Below are 14,276 nucleotides of genomic sequence, written 5' to 3' on the forward strand. Positions count from 1 at the left end.
TGACCGATGACCGATCTTGCCGCAAGAATCGCCCCTCTGGTGGCGCTGCGCCGCGATATTCATGCCCATCCCGAACTGGGCTTTGCCGAGCATCGCACCGCGGGGCTGCTGGCGCAGCAATTGCGCTCCATCGGACTGGAGGTGCATGAGGGCATCGGCGGGACCGGGGTGGTGGCGACGTTGCGGGTGGGAAATGGCCCCCGCTCGATTGGATTGCGCGCGGATATGGACGCGCTGCCCATCGATGAGAAAACCGGCCTGCCTTACGCCAGCACGATTCCGGGATGTTTTCACGGCTGCGGGCATGATGGGCATATGGCGATGCTGCTGGGCGCGGCGCAGGTTTTGGCGGCCGATCATGGCGGCCTGAACGGCACCGTCCATTTCATTTTCCAGCCCGCCGAGGAAGGCCAAGGCGGCGCCAAGGCAATGATCGAGGACGGTCTGTTCGACCGCTTCCCGTGTGATCGCGTCTATGCGCTGCACAATTGGCCCAGCCTGCCCGCAGGCACAATCGCCACGCGCGCCGGGCCGATCATGGGCGCGGCGGATCGGTTTACCATCCTGCTCAAGGGCAAGGGCGGCCATGCCGCGATCCCGCATGATGCCCATGACGTGGTGCTGGCCGGCGCCGCTCTGGTGCAGCAATTGCACTCCATCGTCGCGCGCAATATCCCGGCCAGCGCGAACGCCGTGCTCTCGATCACCCAGATCCACGGCGGGCAGGCCTTCAACGTCATCCCGCATGAGATGAGCGTGGGCGGCACGGTGCGAACCTTTGACCCGGCGGTTCAGGACCGGATCGAACAGCGCCTGCGCCAGATCGCATCGGGCATTGCGGCCAGTTTCGAGGTGCAGGCGAGCGTGGAATATAGCCGCTATTACCCCGCCACGATCAATGATCCGCAGGCGGCCCAGGATGCGCTGGATGCGGCCGCCACGGTGGGCACCGCTCTGCGCGCGCCTGAACCGGCGGCGACCTCTGAGGATTTCTCCTTTATGCTGCAGGTCCGCCCCGGCGCCTATATCTGGCTGGGCCAAGGGGTGGGCGACAATCCGCCCCCGCTGCACAATCCGCATTATGATTTCAACGATGGGGTGATGGAGACGGGCATTCGGCTGCATCTTGGACTGGTGCGGCATTGGTTGGGGGATGCTGCGTGAGCCAAAAGCAGGGCAGCATCGGCGCGATTGTCGCGGCCTCCAGCGGCAATCTGGTCGAATGGTTCGATTTCTACATCTACGCCTTCTGCTCGATCTATTTCGCCGGGGCCTTTTTTCCCAAGGCCGACCCCACCGGGCAATTGCTCAACACGGCGGGGGTCTTTGCGGCGGGGTTCCTGATGCGGCCCATCGGGGGCTGGTGGTTCGGGCGGTTTGCCGATCGGCATGGACGGCGGCTTGCGCTGGTCATTTCGGTGGTGACGATGGCGGCGGGGTCTTTGGCCATCGCCTGCCTGCCCACCCATGCCAGCATCGGCGTCTGGGCGCCCACGCTGCTGGTGGCGGCGCGGCTGGTGCAGGGTTTCGCGCTGGGCGGCGAATATGGCACGGCGGCCACCTATATGAGCGAGATCGCCACCGAAGGGCGGCGCGGGTTTCTCTCATCCTTTCAATATGTCACGCTGGTGGGTGGGCAATTGCTGGCCGCGCTGCTGGTGGTGATCCTGCAATCACTACTGCCTGAGGCGGAGTTGAAGGCTTGGGGCTGGCGCATTCCCTTTGTGATCGGGGCGCTGGCGGCGCTGGTGGCCTTGGCCGCGCGGTCGCGGCTGGAGGAAAGCGGCAGCGCCGAGGCACGCCAAGCCGAGGAGGCGGGCAGCCTGATCGCCCTGCTGCGCCAATATCCGCGCGCGTTCCTTTCGGTGCTGGGATTTACGGCGGGCGGGTCTTTGGCCTTTTACACCTTCACCACCTATATGCAGAAATATCTGGTCAATTCGGCGGGCCTGCCGATCACCACGGCCAGTCGTGTGATGACGGTCAGCCTGTTTCTGTTCATGATTATGCAGCCGGTGATGGGCGCGCTGTCGGACCGGATCGGGCGGCGGGCCAATATGCTGATTTTCAGCGGGGGGCTGGCGGTGTTGACCGTGCCGCTGATCGCGCTGTTGCAAAGGGCCGGGTCGCCGGCGATGGCGGGGGCTCTGATCTGCATCGCCATGCTCTTGATGAGTTTCTACACCTCCATTTCGGGCATCATCAAGGCCGAGCTGTTCCCCACGCAGGTGCGCGCCTTGGGCGTCGGCTTTTCCTATGCGCTGGCCAATGCGATCTTTGGCGGGACGGCGGAATATGCCGCGCTCTGGGCCAAACAGGCGGGCCATGAGGGCGCGTTCTACTGGTATGTCAGCGCGATGATGGTGATGGTTTTCCTCGTCAGCCTGAGCCTGCCGCGCCGCGCGCCCTATCTGCGTGATTGAGCGCGGCTCATAAGCGTCATCAAAACGCAAAAGATAGCTTTGGGCCGCGATAGAAAAGCCATGGGGCCAATTGCGCCCTGCCGCGTGTAGTAGGCTGCCCAAGCCGTTTGGCGCCTTATTGCAATTCCCGGAGTGAACCCATGTCCCAAGGTTTGGCCCGATCCACGCTCACGCATTTGGAGCGCTTGGAGGCCGAGAGCATTCACATCATCCGCGAGGTGGTGGCCGAGGCGGAGAACCCGGTGATGCTCTATTCGGTGGGCAAGGACAGCGCGGTGATGCTGCATCTGGCGCGCAAGGCGTTTTATCCCGCGCCGCCGCCCTTTCCGCTGCTGCATGTGGACACGACGTGGAAATTCCGCGCGATGTATGACCTGCGCAACAAAATGGCCGAACTGTCGGGGATGGAACTGCTGGTCTATCAGAACCCCGAGGCCAAGGAGCGCGGGATCAACCCGTTCGACCATGGCGCTCTCCACACCGACATGTGGAAGACGGAAGGGTTGAAGCAGGCGCTGGACAAATATGGTTTCGACGCGGCCTTTGGCGGCGCGCGGCGTGACGAGGAAAAGAGCCGCGCCAAGGAGCGCATCTTCTCCTTCCGCACCGCCAGCCACGGCTGGGACCCGAAGAACCAGCGCCCGGAATTGTGGAACCTTTACAACGCCAAGAAGGCCAAGGGCGAATCGATCCGCGTCTTCCCGATCAGCAACTGGACCGAGCTGGACGTGTGGCAATATATCCACCTCAACGACATCCCCATCGTGCCGCTCTACTTCGCCGAGGAACGCCCGACGGTGGAGCGTGACGGGATGCTGCTGATGGTCGATGATGACCGCTTCCCCTTGCAGCCCGGCGAAGTGCCGGTGATGCGTTCGATCCGTTTCCGCACGTTGGGTTGCTATCCGCTGACGGGCGCGGTGGAAAGCAGCGCCAGGACCCTGCCCGAAGTCATTCAGGAAACCTTGCTGACCACCACCAGCGAGCGGCAGGGGCGCGCCATCGACAAGGATGCGGGCGGCGCAGGCATGGAAGTCAAAAAGCAGCAGGGGTATTTCTGATGACCGATACCACCCATCCGGAACCGGTTTACGTCGTCGACTCGCTGATTGCCGAGGACATCGACGCCTATCTCGACACGCATCAGCACAAGACGATGCTGCGCTTCATCACCTGCGGGTCCGTGGACGATGGCAAATCGACGCTGATCGGGCGGTTGCTGTACGATTCGAAGATGATCTTTGAAGATCAGCTCGCAGCCCTTGAGGCCGATTCCAAAAAGGTCGGCACACAGGGTCAGGGCATCGATTTCGCCCTGCTCGTCGATGGTCTGGCCGCAGAGCGCGAACAGGGCATCACGATCGACGTCGCCTATCGCTTCTTCAACACCGAAAAGCGCAAGTTCATCGTCGCCGATACGCCCGGCCATGAACAATATACCCGCAACATGGTGACGGGGGCCTCGACGGCTGACCTCGCCGTGATCCTGATCGACGCGCGCAAGGGTGTGCTGACGCAGACCCGCCGCCACTCGTTCCTCGCCCACCTGATCGGCATCCGCAACATCGTGCTGGCGGTCAACAAGATGGATCTGGTCGATTATTCCCAGACCCGCTTTGACGAGATTGTCGCCGATTACCGCGCCTTTGCCAGCAGCATCGGCATCGAGGACTTCGTGGCCCTGCCCATCTCGGGCTATATGGGCGACAATATCACCACCCTGTCGGACAACACGCCCTGGTATGCCGCCCCGGCCTATTTCGGGCGCAGCCTGGTCGATCATCTCGAAACGGTCGAGGTCGACACCACGCGCGATTTGGCCAAGCCCTTCCGTATGCCGGTGCAATGGGTCAACCGCCCCAACCTCGACTTCCGCGGCTTTGCGGGCCTGATCGCCAGCGGCAGCATTCGCCCGGGCGACGCCATCCGCGTCCTGCCCAGCGGCAAGACCAGCACGGTGGAGCGCATCGTGACGCTGGACGGCGATTTGCTGCAAGCCGTCGCAGGCCAGTCGGTCACGCTGACCTTTGCTGACGAAATCGACTGCTCGCGCGGCGATGTCATTGCCTTGGCCGACAATCCGCCGCAGGTGGCCGATCAGTTCGAGGCCAGCGTGGTGTGGATGGCCGATCATGCGCTGATTCCCGGCCGCGCCTATTGGCTCAAGATCGGCACGCAGATGGTTTCGGCCACGGTGCAGGCGCCCAAATATACGATCAACGTCAACACGATGGAGCATTGCGCGGCGAAAACGCTGGAGCTCAATGCCATCGGCGTGGCCGAGATCACCACCGACCGCCCGATCACGTTTGAACCCTATGCCGACAATCGCGCGCTGGGCGGCTTCATCCTGATCGACAAGATCGGCAACAGCACGGTGGCGGCGGGCATGCTGCACTTCAGCCTGCGCCGCGCCCAGAACGTGCATTGGCAGGCGCTGGACGTGACGCGCGAGGCCCGCGCCGAAATCAAGAACCAGCGCCCCGGCGTGCTGTGGTTCACCGGCCTGTCGGGTTCGGGCAAGAGCACCATCGCCAATCTGGTCGAAAAGAAGCTCCATGCTTTGGGCAAGCACACGTTCCTGCTCGATGGCGACAATGTGCGCCACGGGCTGAACAAGGATCTGGGCTTTACCGAGGCCGACCGCATCGAAAACATCCGCCGCGTGGGCGAGGTGGCGCGTCTGATGACGGATGCGGGCCTGATCGTGCTGACCGCCTTCATCAGCCCCTTCCGCGCCGAACGCGAACTGGCGCGCAGCCTGACGCCGGAGGGCGAATTCTTCGAGGTCTTCATCGACACGCCGCTGGACGTGGCCGAGGCGCGCGATGTGAAGGGCCTGTACAAAAAGGCCCGTTCGGGGGCGCTCAAGAACTTCACCGGGATCGACAGCCCCTATGAAGCGCCGGAAAACCCCGAAATCCGCATCGACACCACTAAGATCAGCCCGGCCGACGCCGCCGAACTGATCGTCGCCAAATTGCTCGGTGACTACTGGATGCCGGAAATCTGAGCCGCTATGGGTTCGGGCATAATAAAGCTGGGAGTGAAGTAGAAGATGTTGCTCTTCAATGGCCATGAATCCCATAGCCGCTCGCTGATCAAGGGTATCAGCTGGCGCGTTCTGGGCAGCATCGACACGTTCATTCTCAGCTGGCTGTTCTCCGGCAATGCCAAGACAGCGGGCGCCATCGCCAGCACCGAGATCATCACCAAGGTGCTGCTCTATTACTTCCATGAACGTGTGTGGAGCTCGATCAACTGGGGCGCGCAGCGCGCCGCCCCCAATGATCCGGCGGCGGAAATCTGATGCCCCAGACTATGAGTGATGCTGATCTGGCCGCTGAACTGGCGCGCGTGGCGGGGCAATTGCTGATCACCGTGCGCGACAGCGGGCTGGTGACAGGCAAGGCGCTGGGCAAGGCGGGCGATGCCACGGCCAACCAGTTCCTCGTCCACGCCCTGCGCGCGGCGCGAGCCGAGGACGGCTTGCTGTCCGAAGAGGAAAAGGACAATTTCGAGCGGCTCGACCAATCGCGCGTGTGGATCGTCGATCCCGTCGACGGCACGCGCGAATATGGTGAGGCGCGGGCCGATTGGGCGGTGCATGTGGGTCTGGCGGTCGATGGCGTGCCGGTGCTGGGCGCCGTGGCGCTGCCGGGCGCGGATGCCGTCTATCGCAGCGATGCCCCCGTGGCCGTGCCCCCCGCGCCCGAGGTCTTGCGCATGGTGGTCAGCCGCACCCGCCCTGCGGCCGAGGCGGTGTTCGTCGCTGGAGAGTTGGGCGCCGAACTCGTCCCGATGGGCAGCGCGGGCGCCAAGGCCATGGCCGTAATTCGCGGCGAGGCCGACATTTACCTGCATTCGGGCGGACAGTTCGAATGGGACAGCTGCGCGCCGGTGGCGGTCGCTCTGGCCCATGGGTTGCATTGCAGCCGGATTGACGGATCGCCGCTGGTCTATAATCAGCGCGACACCTATCTGCCCGACCTGCTGATCTGCCGCCCCGAACATGCGGAGCGGGTTCTGGCCGAAGTGGTGCGCTTTCAGGCAGAAGGCTGAAGCACCACCAGCCGGAAATCGCCGCGTTCAACCTCGGCCAGAGTGTGCTGGGTAAAGCATAGCGCCCCGCGTGAGGGATGCTGGAAGCGGCGCGTGCCGCCCTCGCGCGCCAGCACCTTTTGCTGCGCCCAGGCCTCCCGGAAATCGGCGCTCTGGGCCATCAGGGTCTCCACCATCGCGGCCACGCGCGGATCGCCCAGCACCCGCCCGTAATCGCGCCGAAATTCGGCCAGCACCCGGTGGCATCGCTCGTCCCAGTCGGGCAGCAGCGCGCGGGCCATTGGATGAGTGAAGATATAGCGCAGCAGATTGGCCGGTTCTTCATCGAACAGGCCGACGAACAGGTCCCGCGCGCCCGCATTGGCGCAGCACACGCTCCACGCCGGGTCCAGCCCATAGGCGGGCCAGGGCAGCGCCTCGACCATGGCCGCAATCGCCGCCGGGGCCTGCGTGGCGGGCAGAAACGGATCGCGCGGATCCTCCCGCGCGGCCAGTGTGAAGAGATAGGCCCGCTCCGCCCCGGTCAGACTCAGCCCTTCGGCCAGACGGGCCAGCGTTGACGCCGAGGCGCGCACCTCGCGCGCCTGCTCGATCCATGTCACCCATGTCACGCTGATCCCGGCGCGGTCGGCCAGTTCCTCGCGACGCAGGCCCGGCGTGCGGCGACGGCGGCGTTCAGGCGTATCGGGCGCAATGCTTTCCCGGCGGGCGCGGACAAAGGCGCCCAGCAGATTGCGATGTTCCTCATCCAGCATGGCAAGCCTTATAACAGGATAATTATGTCCATTGTAACAGGTTAAATCCGACGTCATCCCGGCGGCGAAGGAGAAAGCCATGACCACCCGCCACGACATTTTGGTCCAGCACCAGTTCGGCGCCACCGCGCAGGATTACGTTTCCAGCACCACCCACGCGCAGGGCGCAGACCTGATCCATATCGCCGCCATGGCCGCGCAGGTGCGCCCTGTTCACGCGCTCGATCTGGGCTGCGGCGGCGGGCACGTGGCCTATGCCATGGCGCCCCATGCCGCGCGCGTCACCGCCTGTGATCTGTCGGCCGACATGCTGATGGCGGTCGAGGCTGAAGCCGCCCGGCGCGGCATCGCCCATATCACCACCGTGCGCGCCGCCGCCGAGGCTCTGCCCTTTGCCGATGACAGCTTCGATTTCCTCGCCTGCCGCTTTTCCGCGCATCATTGGCGCGATGTAAGGCGCGGTCTGGCCGAAGCGCGCCGCGTGTTGCGTCCGGGCGGGATGGCGGTATTTGCCGATGTGATCGCCCCGCCGCTGGCCGCCGCCGACACCCATCTGCAGGCCATCGAAGTGCTGCGCGACCCCTCGCACGGGCGCAATTACAGCGCGCGCCAATGGGCCGCGATGCTGGCCGAAGCGGGCTTTACAGTGACAGATCAGCAGCAGGGCCGCCTGCGCATGGAATTTGCCGCGTGGACCGCCCGGATGCGCACGCCCGCCCCCGCCATGGCCGCGATTCGCCACATCCAGACCCGCGCCAGTCAGGAAGTGGCCGAGCATTTCGGAATCGAGGAGGATGGGTCCTATACGCTGGACACAATCATGCTGACGGCGGCCTGAGGCCGTTAATTCGTCAGCGATGAGAGGAGAGTTGGATGCCCTGCAAGGATTATAACTCCTGACCAGCCGCAAAAAATGCCGTCTATGTATCACCTTATTTTGCTGGATCTTTGACCCATACCGTCCATTGACGTTCATCCGAAACCAGCCTAGAACTTGGTAACGGATGAGGTAACGAACAATGGGCAAGCTCAACGCGGTAAAGGTCAAGAATGCCAAGCCTGGCAGGGGCGCTGACGGCAAGCCGACGAATGCCCGGCTGTCTGATGGCGAAGGCTTGAGCTTGCTGGTGAAACCGAGCGGCGCAAAGGTGTGGGTGCTGCGCGTTCAGGTAAACAAGCGCAGCCGCGATATTGGCCTTGGAAGTGTCGATCTGGAGCGGATCGACCGCAAGGCATTCGGCGGTGATGATCCTCTGGCTGATGTGTCGCTGATGCTTCGCACTTCACTCACACTGGACGAGGCGCGGGAAAAGGCGCGGGTGCTGCGTAAACTGGCCAAGGCCGGGGCTGATCCCGTTGCCGAGCGGGACAAGGAGCGCCGCGAGGTGCCCACCTTTGCCGAGGCGGTAGAAAAGACCCACGGGGCGCTTGAGCCCGGCTGGAGCGAAAAGACCGCCAAGGCCTTCCTTGCTTCGCTCAAAGAGCACGCGGTGCCCAAGCTGGGGACGTTGAAGGTCGATGTTATCGGCGCGTCCGACATTATTCTGGCGCTGGCACCGATCTGGACTACCAAGCCCGTAATGGCGCGCAAGGTCCGTGCCCGCATTGGTCAGGTGCTTGCGTTCGCCAAGGCGCGCGGCTGGCGCACCGATGCTCTGCCGGATGCCCGCGAGATGCGCTCTGGCCTGTCCAAGCAATCCGGCGGCGGCCATTTCAAGGCTATGCCTTATGCCGACTGCCCCACATTCTTTGCCGACCAATGGGCGAAGGAATTGTCTGCCAGCCGAGCGGCCATGCTGTTTGCCATGTTGACGGGTAATCGGTCCGGGTCGATCCGTGCCGCCGCATGGGAGCAAATTGACCTGGAGGCGAGGGAGTGGCGTTGTCCCGCAACCATTATGAAAGGAAAGAAGGTGGCGCATGATGTTGCGCTGTCTGATGCCGCTATCGCCCTGCTGGAACGCTTCCAGCCGCACAAGGAATTGAGGGCCGGGCTGATCTTCCCCGGTCAGAAGGGTAAGCCGCTGTCCGATATGTCGCTGACCAAAGTGCTGCGGCAGGCTAAACGCAATGAGGCGGTGCATGGTTTCCGCACCTCCTTCCGTTCGTGGGCCGGTGAGAAGATGCCGCACATTCCGTGGAACGTTGCGGAACTGGCCATTGCGCACAAGGTCGGCACCTCAGTCGAAAAGGCATACAACCGCGCCGATTATTTGGCGATGCGCCGCGCACTGTTTGACGGCTGGGGGGCGTATATTGCCCCCTCGCTGACTGGGGCGGCTGGCAACGTCATACCCCTTCAACGAGTTTCGGGAGAATAGCCCGGAAAACAAGCGGGCCAGCCGGGAGCTACTACCTTCCCGACCGGCCCTGACCACAAACCGTCTTATGGAGAGACGATCATGGCTGACAATGCCCCTATCACGCCCGCCGCGCCTGCGGCTACCTTCGACGTTGCCGTTTGGCTGTCCCGTTTTGAATCAGTGGGCGGCAACTATCTGGCCACAAAGAGCCAGACGAGTTTCTGCCTCGCATGCGAAGAACTTGCACCGGGACAGAGTCCCGCACATGCCATGCTGCGCGAATTGACCGATCAGCAGCGCGCCGCAGTGGTTACACATATCCGGACGCGGGCCGGCCTTTCGCCCACTTCACTGGAAAAGACACGGCAACCCGATCTGAACGCTATCCCTTCGGAAAAGGTTAGCGAAACTGCTGGCATTCCCGCTCTGTCGGGTGGGCATTCCCTCGACTTACCAGAGGGATCGCACGACATGGACATGACGCACGCATTCGCACCAGTTCTGGCCACACAGCGCCCAAAGGATTGGGATAGTGCGCTCGCCGAATATGAGGCCGCGCAGGCATGTTCGAACGCCCTTCGCAAAAGCGATCCACTTTCAGATGCGGCTCGGGACGCTTGCTGCGAGGCGTTGGATCACCTTGTAGAAAATGTCCGCGCGCCCTCACTTCAGGCGTTGTCTTATAAAATTGGCTTGTCTCAAAAGCATTGGGAAACATGGGGGCGCCCGGACGAGTGGCTCCAAGCATTCCAGGCGGATCTGGACAGCCTGGCGAAACCCGCATTGTCGGCGGCATCCTGCACAAAGCCGGATTTGGCCGACAACAGCGCAGCGGATGAAACCGAACGGAACGGCTGGGATCAACTCTTCAAGGCTTACCAAACGGCAAAGGCAGCCGAGGATACCTATGATGCCGACGTCTGGAGCCCTACCCAAAAGCGCCAGGACGAATTTGAAGCGATGGTCGGTATCCACGGGTACACGCATGAGACTGGTGAAAAGCGCCGGGCGCTGATGGCGAAATTTCCCAACGAATATGTGCCCCATGATGTGAACAGAGAAATAGAGCGATTGCAGGGGGTGCGAATCGACCTAGAACGCGCACTGATGGACATGCCTGCCCCCGATCTGGATGCCCTTCGATGGAAGCTCAGTTTGCAAAGGCGGCTGAGCGAGGACTTTGTCATCGCGCCTGAGGTTTTTGACATGATCTTGGCGGAACTTGATCGGTTGTTCGGCAAGGCGGCGAGCCCCTGTGCTTATTTCGTCGAGCTCGACGCCGTTGATGCTCTGGCACAGCAAGTCGATACCGAGGGCTTTCCGGCCAGCGAAACCGAACGCTGGGAGCAATGGTCGATGCGCGTATGGCGCGAAATTGAGGCTCTTCCGACAACGCAAGAGAATGCCCCGATCAAGGCCCGGGCGGTTTTGTCGATCATTGGAGGCGATCTTGAAGGCCTCAATGATGGACAGACCACCGCATGTCGCTTGATCCGCCAGATCGTACTTGCATTGGGCAGGCCGCCAGAGAGCGCGGCGATTCGTCCAGATTTACCCCTGCCAAATACAGGTTTTGCCGCCGCTGCCGAGGTAGACCTTACGGCCGCCGAAAAAGCTGCCGATGCAGCTGGAGATGTGTTCTACGCGGCGCTGGAAAAGCTGTTTGCCATTCCGGCTCCCGATTTGTCGCACGTGCTGGAAAAGATGAAACTGGCCCATCAGCACGGCGAGGAATTGAATGCCTTCACTCACGTGATGGGCGATCTGCGTCGTTTGATCGGCGGCATTGCTATCACTGATGAACGCCGAACTGGCGGGCCTGATCTGGATAAGTAGGCACGGTGCACTTACATTGTGGGGCGGGGATAGGACGGCCATCCGACAAGCACGCTTCCCACGTGCTTCCCCGCTCAACTTTTGGGAACCGCTAGGGAGGCGGTATGGACGACAACGGGGATTCCGGCTGGATTAAAGGGCTGCCTGCCGGTTGGATTGACGGGCATCTTGCATTTGGTCGCCTTCGCGGTTTGTTGCTTGAGCGGCACGACGGTTGCGATCCGGCCCCGTGGCATGATCCCGTTAATGCAGATTTTTGGGGGCCGCACTTCGGGCAGTCGCCTGAAGAATACACGCTGGCCGAAAAATTCTCGGAACGATTGATCTCAGCATTTCAGCGCGCGCTCTTGGCTGGTCGGCTGCGCGCATCCCTGTTCAAAAGTGGAGAATTTCGGGAACTGCCCCGATCCGCTTTCGGCGGCAAATCCGTTCTCCGGAATGCGCTGTTTATTGGGCCATTCGATCTGGACCCGCTTTGGCCAGATGATTGGCAAGCGTGGAGTGGTGCTGGCTGGGCAATTCCACAATCGGATTTTGACGGCTGGCTGCAATCGGGTGAGGCTACAAGCATCGAAGGATTGCCCATATCCGATTTACCGGACACGGCCAGCGAGCCGCAGGCTATCACTCAACGCCTGCCATCGACTGGTGCGCACGTCCCGCTTTCAGAGGCCGTCACATGGATAGCTTTTGGCCAGGCGCTGGACGCGGACAGATTCTTGAGAGCCATTCATTGGCATCGGCTTTGCAACGGTGACTTGCAGGCCGCGATGCGAATGGTTGAAAATGCCGCAGCACAATTGCTGAAAGCTGGTGCGGACCAGCACGTTACATTTATTGGTCGGCATGTTGAGTCTTACAGCGACAAGGGCACGCGAACGGAAGTGATCGATGCGCTAGCGTTGCGCGATTATCAGCAAATCATGATCGACGGCCACGACCATCTATATTTCGGCCACGGCCTCAAGCGGCAATATCGGGCTACCAATGACACTCACCTACAGGCGAGCGAGCGCCGCGATCTTTACATGAATGTCGCCGTGGATCGTGCGGCGCTGATGGCTCATTTCCAGCCGAAAGCCAGCATTGCTGTCGCTCACCCCGCGCAAACCGACGATGGCCCGATTGTTTGGGATGATTTTGGGTCCGAGAGTTTGCCGGAATTGCAGCGACTAAGCGAACTGGCCAGCCGGGATGAATGGTGGACGTGGCCCGAGGCAATCGCATGGATTGGGAGCCGCGACACCAACAACATCGCAACGCTGCGATATTGGGCGCGCGAATGGTTTGGGCGCGGCGGCGGCGACCGCGATCCGACCATCATCCTTGGCGCTCAAGCCTTCATGGCAACGCAATTCTGCAAGTCCGGGAGGGATGCCGAGGCTGAGCTATTGAATGCAATTCAGTGCGGCCATGTCGGCACCTCCGGTCGATTGCGCAAAGGCGCGGTGGCAACCGATCTACAGCCTAGCATTTGGCGCGGCGGCACCGTGGTATGGCATGATGGCGAAACCGTACTGGTGGATGCGAAGCAGAAGCTAACGGCTTGGGCTTTCGACGTTGCAATACGGCGCAAGAATTTGGTGGAAGCATTCCAGCCCGAAGGTCCGGGGCACGTCGTCGCGGGGGGGAATGTCCCCGCCAATCGCAAGCTCAATCATGATGATATTATCGGGCAAGCCGCATCCATGCGTGCCGCTCAACCGGGCATCTCAAAAGGATCGGCGGCGGCCTCAATCGTCGCTGATCTGCCCCGCAACCCTAAAACCGGCAAGCCGAGGGATACGCGCCACATCGAACGCATGATCGCGCATCTATGGGAGGGGGGACTCTCACAATCCCCCCGGTAAGCCGCATTCCCCCGGTCCAAGGCCAGCCAAATCCGGCCTAATTGGTCCACCACGAAGCGAAGGCGCATCGCCAACGCAAAGTGGGACCAAAGAAATGAACCACACCCCAAAAGTCGGTTACAGCATCCGGGAGGCGGTGCAGGCGACAAGCCTTTCCAAGAGCACGATCTACAGCCACATCGCAGCCGGGCGTCTGCGGGCCGTCCGCGTTGGCGGCCGAACCATAATTCCCGCCAGTGCCTTGACCGCCCTCATTTCGGGGGAGGCCTGAGTCATGAAAACGAAAACCCCGAACCTTGCGGTCGGGGCTTCGCGGAATAGCTGTGGCGGCATTTCCTGCGATACCTTTACCCTCTCCGCTTTCCGCGCGCAACACCTTGCCAGCCGGTACGCCCTTCCCCTCGAAACCGCCGCCATCGTGGCTGCGCTGGCCTTCGGAGGTGCGCACCATGGGTAATCGCCGCACCCGCACCAGTCGCGCAGCATATGCTGCCATCGACCCCGTAGCGGGTCGCCTGCGCGCCCTTGCTTATCGCCTGATCCACTGCGCAGGGGAACGCGGCATGACCGCGCTGGAAGTCGTCGACGCCTCAGGCCATGACCGATGGGGCATTCAGCCCCGCATCTCGGAACTGGTCAGCGCCCGCGCCGTGGTCGATTCAGGCCGCACACGCGCCAACCCATCCGGCAGGCAGGCCATCGTCTGGGTTCTGCCGGAATATGGCCCCGGGCGGGACGCGATGCCCTTTGGCGTTGCCGCCGAACATGTGATGCAGTCGCTGGCTGCAAAGATGGAAGGGCGCAACAATGAGTGAAGCGCCGTCCCCCATGCTGGGTAATATCGAGGCCGAAGCGGCCTTGCTGGGCACGCTGCTGATGGACAACCGCGCCATCGAGGCCGCCGCTGATCGCCTGACCGGGCCCGACTTCATCGAACCGCTGCATGGTCGGATTTTTGAGGCCATCACCCGCGAAAGTGCGCTTGGCCGGTCGGTGTCGCCCATCACGATCAAACCCCACTTCACTGACGATCCGGCCATGCAGGCG

The 14,276-nt window shown here is 62.3% G+C and carries 15 protein-coding genes; 14 read left to right on the forward strand and 1 reads right to left on the reverse strand.

The window, feature by feature from the left end; all coding sequences use genetic code 11:
• Positions 1 to 6: 6 nt before the first annotated feature.
• From BGP00_RS10180 to BGP00_RS10205, 6 genes are all read left to right on the forward strand, one after another.
• On the forward strand, positions 7 to 1,164 hold the full coding sequence (locus tag BGP00_RS10180) for a M20 aminoacylase family protein (protein WP_292693645.1): 1,158 nt from the start codon (positions 7 to 9) through the stop codon (positions 1,162 to 1,164).
• A complete protein-coding gene (locus BGP00_RS10185) occupies positions 1,161 to 2,423 on the forward strand; it encodes an MFS family transporter (RefSeq protein WP_292693647.1) in 1,263 nt (420 codons plus the stop codon). The genes BGP00_RS10180 and BGP00_RS10185 overlap by 4 nt, the downstream gene beginning before the upstream one ends.
• Before the next feature lie 140 nt (positions 2,424 to 2,563).
• Positions 2,564 to 3,484 carry a sulfate adenylyltransferase subunit CysD gene (gene cysD / locus BGP00_RS10190; protein WP_292693649.1) on the forward strand — a complete coding sequence of 307 codons (921 nt, stop codon included), beginning with the start codon at positions 2,564 to 2,566 and terminating at the stop codon, positions 3,482 to 3,484.
• Positions 3,484 to 5,436 carry a sulfate adenylyltransferase subunit CysN gene (cysN, locus tag BGP00_RS10195; RefSeq protein ID WP_292693653.1) on the forward strand — a complete coding sequence of 651 codons (1,953 nt, stop codon included), beginning with the start codon at positions 3,484 to 3,486 and terminating at the stop codon, positions 5,434 to 5,436. The genes cysD and cysN overlap by 1 nt, the downstream gene beginning before the upstream one ends.
• Positions 5,437 to 5,481: 45 nt before the next feature.
• Entirely contained in the window at positions 5,482 to 5,733 is a 252-nt protein-coding gene (locus tag BGP00_RS10200; protein ID WP_168603118.1) for a DUF2061 domain-containing protein, read from the forward strand.
• The gene (locus BGP00_RS10205; RefSeq protein WP_292693657.1) at positions 5,733 to 6,485 is read left to right on the forward strand and encodes a 3'(2'),5'-bisphosphate nucleotidase CysQ; all 753 of its coding nucleotides are present in this window, start codon (positions 5,733 to 5,735) and stop codon (positions 6,483 to 6,485) included. The genes BGP00_RS10200 and BGP00_RS10205 overlap by 1 nt, the downstream gene beginning before the upstream one ends.
• On the opposite strand, the gene BGP00_RS10210 is transcribed toward BGP00_RS10205, so the two are convergent.
• Entirely contained in the window at positions 6,470 to 7,240 is a 771-nt protein-coding gene (locus tag BGP00_RS10210) for a helix-turn-helix transcriptional regulator (RefSeq protein WP_292693660.1), read from the reverse strand. The two genes, BGP00_RS10205 and BGP00_RS10210, sit on opposite strands and share 16 nt — an antisense overlap.
• Before the next feature lie 79 nt (positions 7,241 to 7,319).
• Here BGP00_RS10210 and BGP00_RS10215 point away from each other — a divergent pair, with 79 nt between their 5' ends.
• The 8 genes from BGP00_RS10215 to BGP00_RS10245 form a co-directional block, all read left to right on the forward strand.
• Positions 7,320 to 8,078, forward strand: coding sequence for a methyltransferase domain-containing protein (locus tag BGP00_RS10215; RefSeq protein ID WP_292693662.1), 759 nt, complete (start codon positions 7,320 to 7,322; stop codon positions 8,076 to 8,078).
• Between the two features lie 181 nt (positions 8,079 to 8,259).
• Positions 8,260 to 9,561: a site-specific integrase gene (locus BGP00_RS10220; RefSeq protein ID WP_292693664.1), complete on the forward strand. Its 1,302-nt coding sequence runs from the start codon at positions 8,260 to 8,262 to the stop codon at positions 9,559 to 9,561.
• An 81-nt stretch (positions 9,562 to 9,642) separates the two neighbouring features.
• Positions 9,643 to 11,379 carry a hypothetical protein gene (locus BGP00_RS10225; RefSeq protein WP_292693668.1) on the forward strand — a complete coding sequence of 579 codons (1,737 nt, stop codon included), beginning with the start codon at positions 9,643 to 9,645 and terminating at the stop codon, positions 11,377 to 11,379.
• Between the two features lie 104 nt (positions 11,380 to 11,483).
• Positions 11,484 to 13,229 (forward strand): hypothetical protein, encoded by a 1,746-nt coding sequence (locus BGP00_RS10230; RefSeq protein ID WP_292693670.1) that lies wholly within the window; start codon positions 11,484 to 11,486, stop codon positions 13,227 to 13,229.
• A gap of 94 nt (positions 13,230 to 13,323) precedes the next feature.
• Positions 13,324 to 13,500, forward strand: a complete 177-nt coding sequence (locus BGP00_RS25380; protein WP_366522340.1) for a helix-turn-helix domain-containing protein — start codon at positions 13,324 to 13,326, stop codon at positions 13,498 to 13,500.
• Between the two features lie 3 nt (positions 13,501 to 13,503).
• The gene (locus tag BGP00_RS10235) at positions 13,504 to 13,686 is read left to right on the forward strand and encodes a hypothetical protein (protein ID WP_292693672.1); all 183 of its coding nucleotides are present in this window, start codon (positions 13,504 to 13,506) and stop codon (positions 13,684 to 13,686) included.
• Entirely contained in the window at positions 13,679 to 14,044 is a 366-nt protein-coding gene (locus BGP00_RS10240) for a hypothetical protein (RefSeq protein ID WP_292693675.1), read from the forward strand. Before BGP00_RS10235 ends, BGP00_RS10240 begins: the two co-directional genes overlap by 8 nt.
• Positions 14,037 to 14,276 (forward strand): DnaB-like helicase N-terminal domain-containing protein (locus BGP00_RS10245; RefSeq protein ID WP_292925745.1); only part of this gene is annotated, 240 nt, incomplete at its 3' end. The genes BGP00_RS10240 and BGP00_RS10245, both read left to right, overlap by 8 nt.

The organism is Novosphingobium sp. 63-713 (genome assembly GCF_001898925.1).
GTDB lineage: Bacteria > Pseudomonadota > Alphaproteobacteria > Sphingomonadales > Sphingomonadaceae > Novosphingobium.

Bases quoted from the DNA above. Each gene is read 5' to 3' on its own strand.
- BGP00_RS10180 (WP_292693645.1), top strand. From the start codon at position 7: ATGACCGATCTTGCCGCAAGAATCGCCCCTCTGGTGGCGCTGCGCCGC.
- cysD (WP_292693649.1), top strand. From the start codon at position 2,564: ATGTCCCAAGGTTTGGCCCGATCCACGCTCACGCATTTGGAGCGCTTG.
- cysN (WP_292693653.1), top strand. From the start codon at position 3,484: ATGACCGATACCACCCATCCGGAACCGGTTTACGTCGTCGACTCGCTG.
- BGP00_RS10200 (WP_168603118.1), top strand. From the start codon at position 5,482: ATGTTGCTCTTCAATGGCCATGAATCCCATAGCCGCTCGCTGATCAAG.
- BGP00_RS10205 (WP_292693657.1), top strand. From the start codon at position 5,733: ATGCCCCAGACTATGAGTGATGCTGATCTGGCCGCTGAACTGGCGCGC.
- BGP00_RS10210 (WP_292693660.1), bottom strand. From the start codon at position 7,240: ATGCTGGATGAGGAACATCGCAATCTGCTGGGCGCCTTTGTCCGCGCC.
- BGP00_RS10215 (WP_292693662.1), top strand. From the start codon at position 7,320: ATGACCACCCGCCACGACATTTTGGTCCAGCACCAGTTCGGCGCCACC.
- BGP00_RS10220 (WP_292693664.1), top strand. From the start codon at position 8,260: ATGGGCAAGCTCAACGCGGTAAAGGTCAAGAATGCCAAGCCTGGCAGG.
- BGP00_RS10225 (WP_292693668.1), top strand. From the start codon at position 9,643: ATGGCTGACAATGCCCCTATCACGCCCGCCGCGCCTGCGGCTACCTTC.
- BGP00_RS10230 (WP_292693670.1), top strand. From the start codon at position 11,484: ATGGACGACAACGGGGATTCCGGCTGGATTAAAGGGCTGCCTGCCGGT.
- BGP00_RS25380 (WP_366522340.1), top strand. From the start codon at position 13,324: ATGAACCACACCCCAAAAGTCGGTTACAGCATCCGGGAGGCGGTGCAG.
- BGP00_RS10235 (WP_292693672.1), top strand. From the start codon at position 13,504: ATGAAAACGAAAACCCCGAACCTTGCGGTCGGGGCTTCGCGGAATAGC.
- BGP00_RS10240 (WP_292693675.1), top strand. From the start codon at position 13,679: ATGGGTAATCGCCGCACCCGCACCAGTCGCGCAGCATATGCTGCCATC.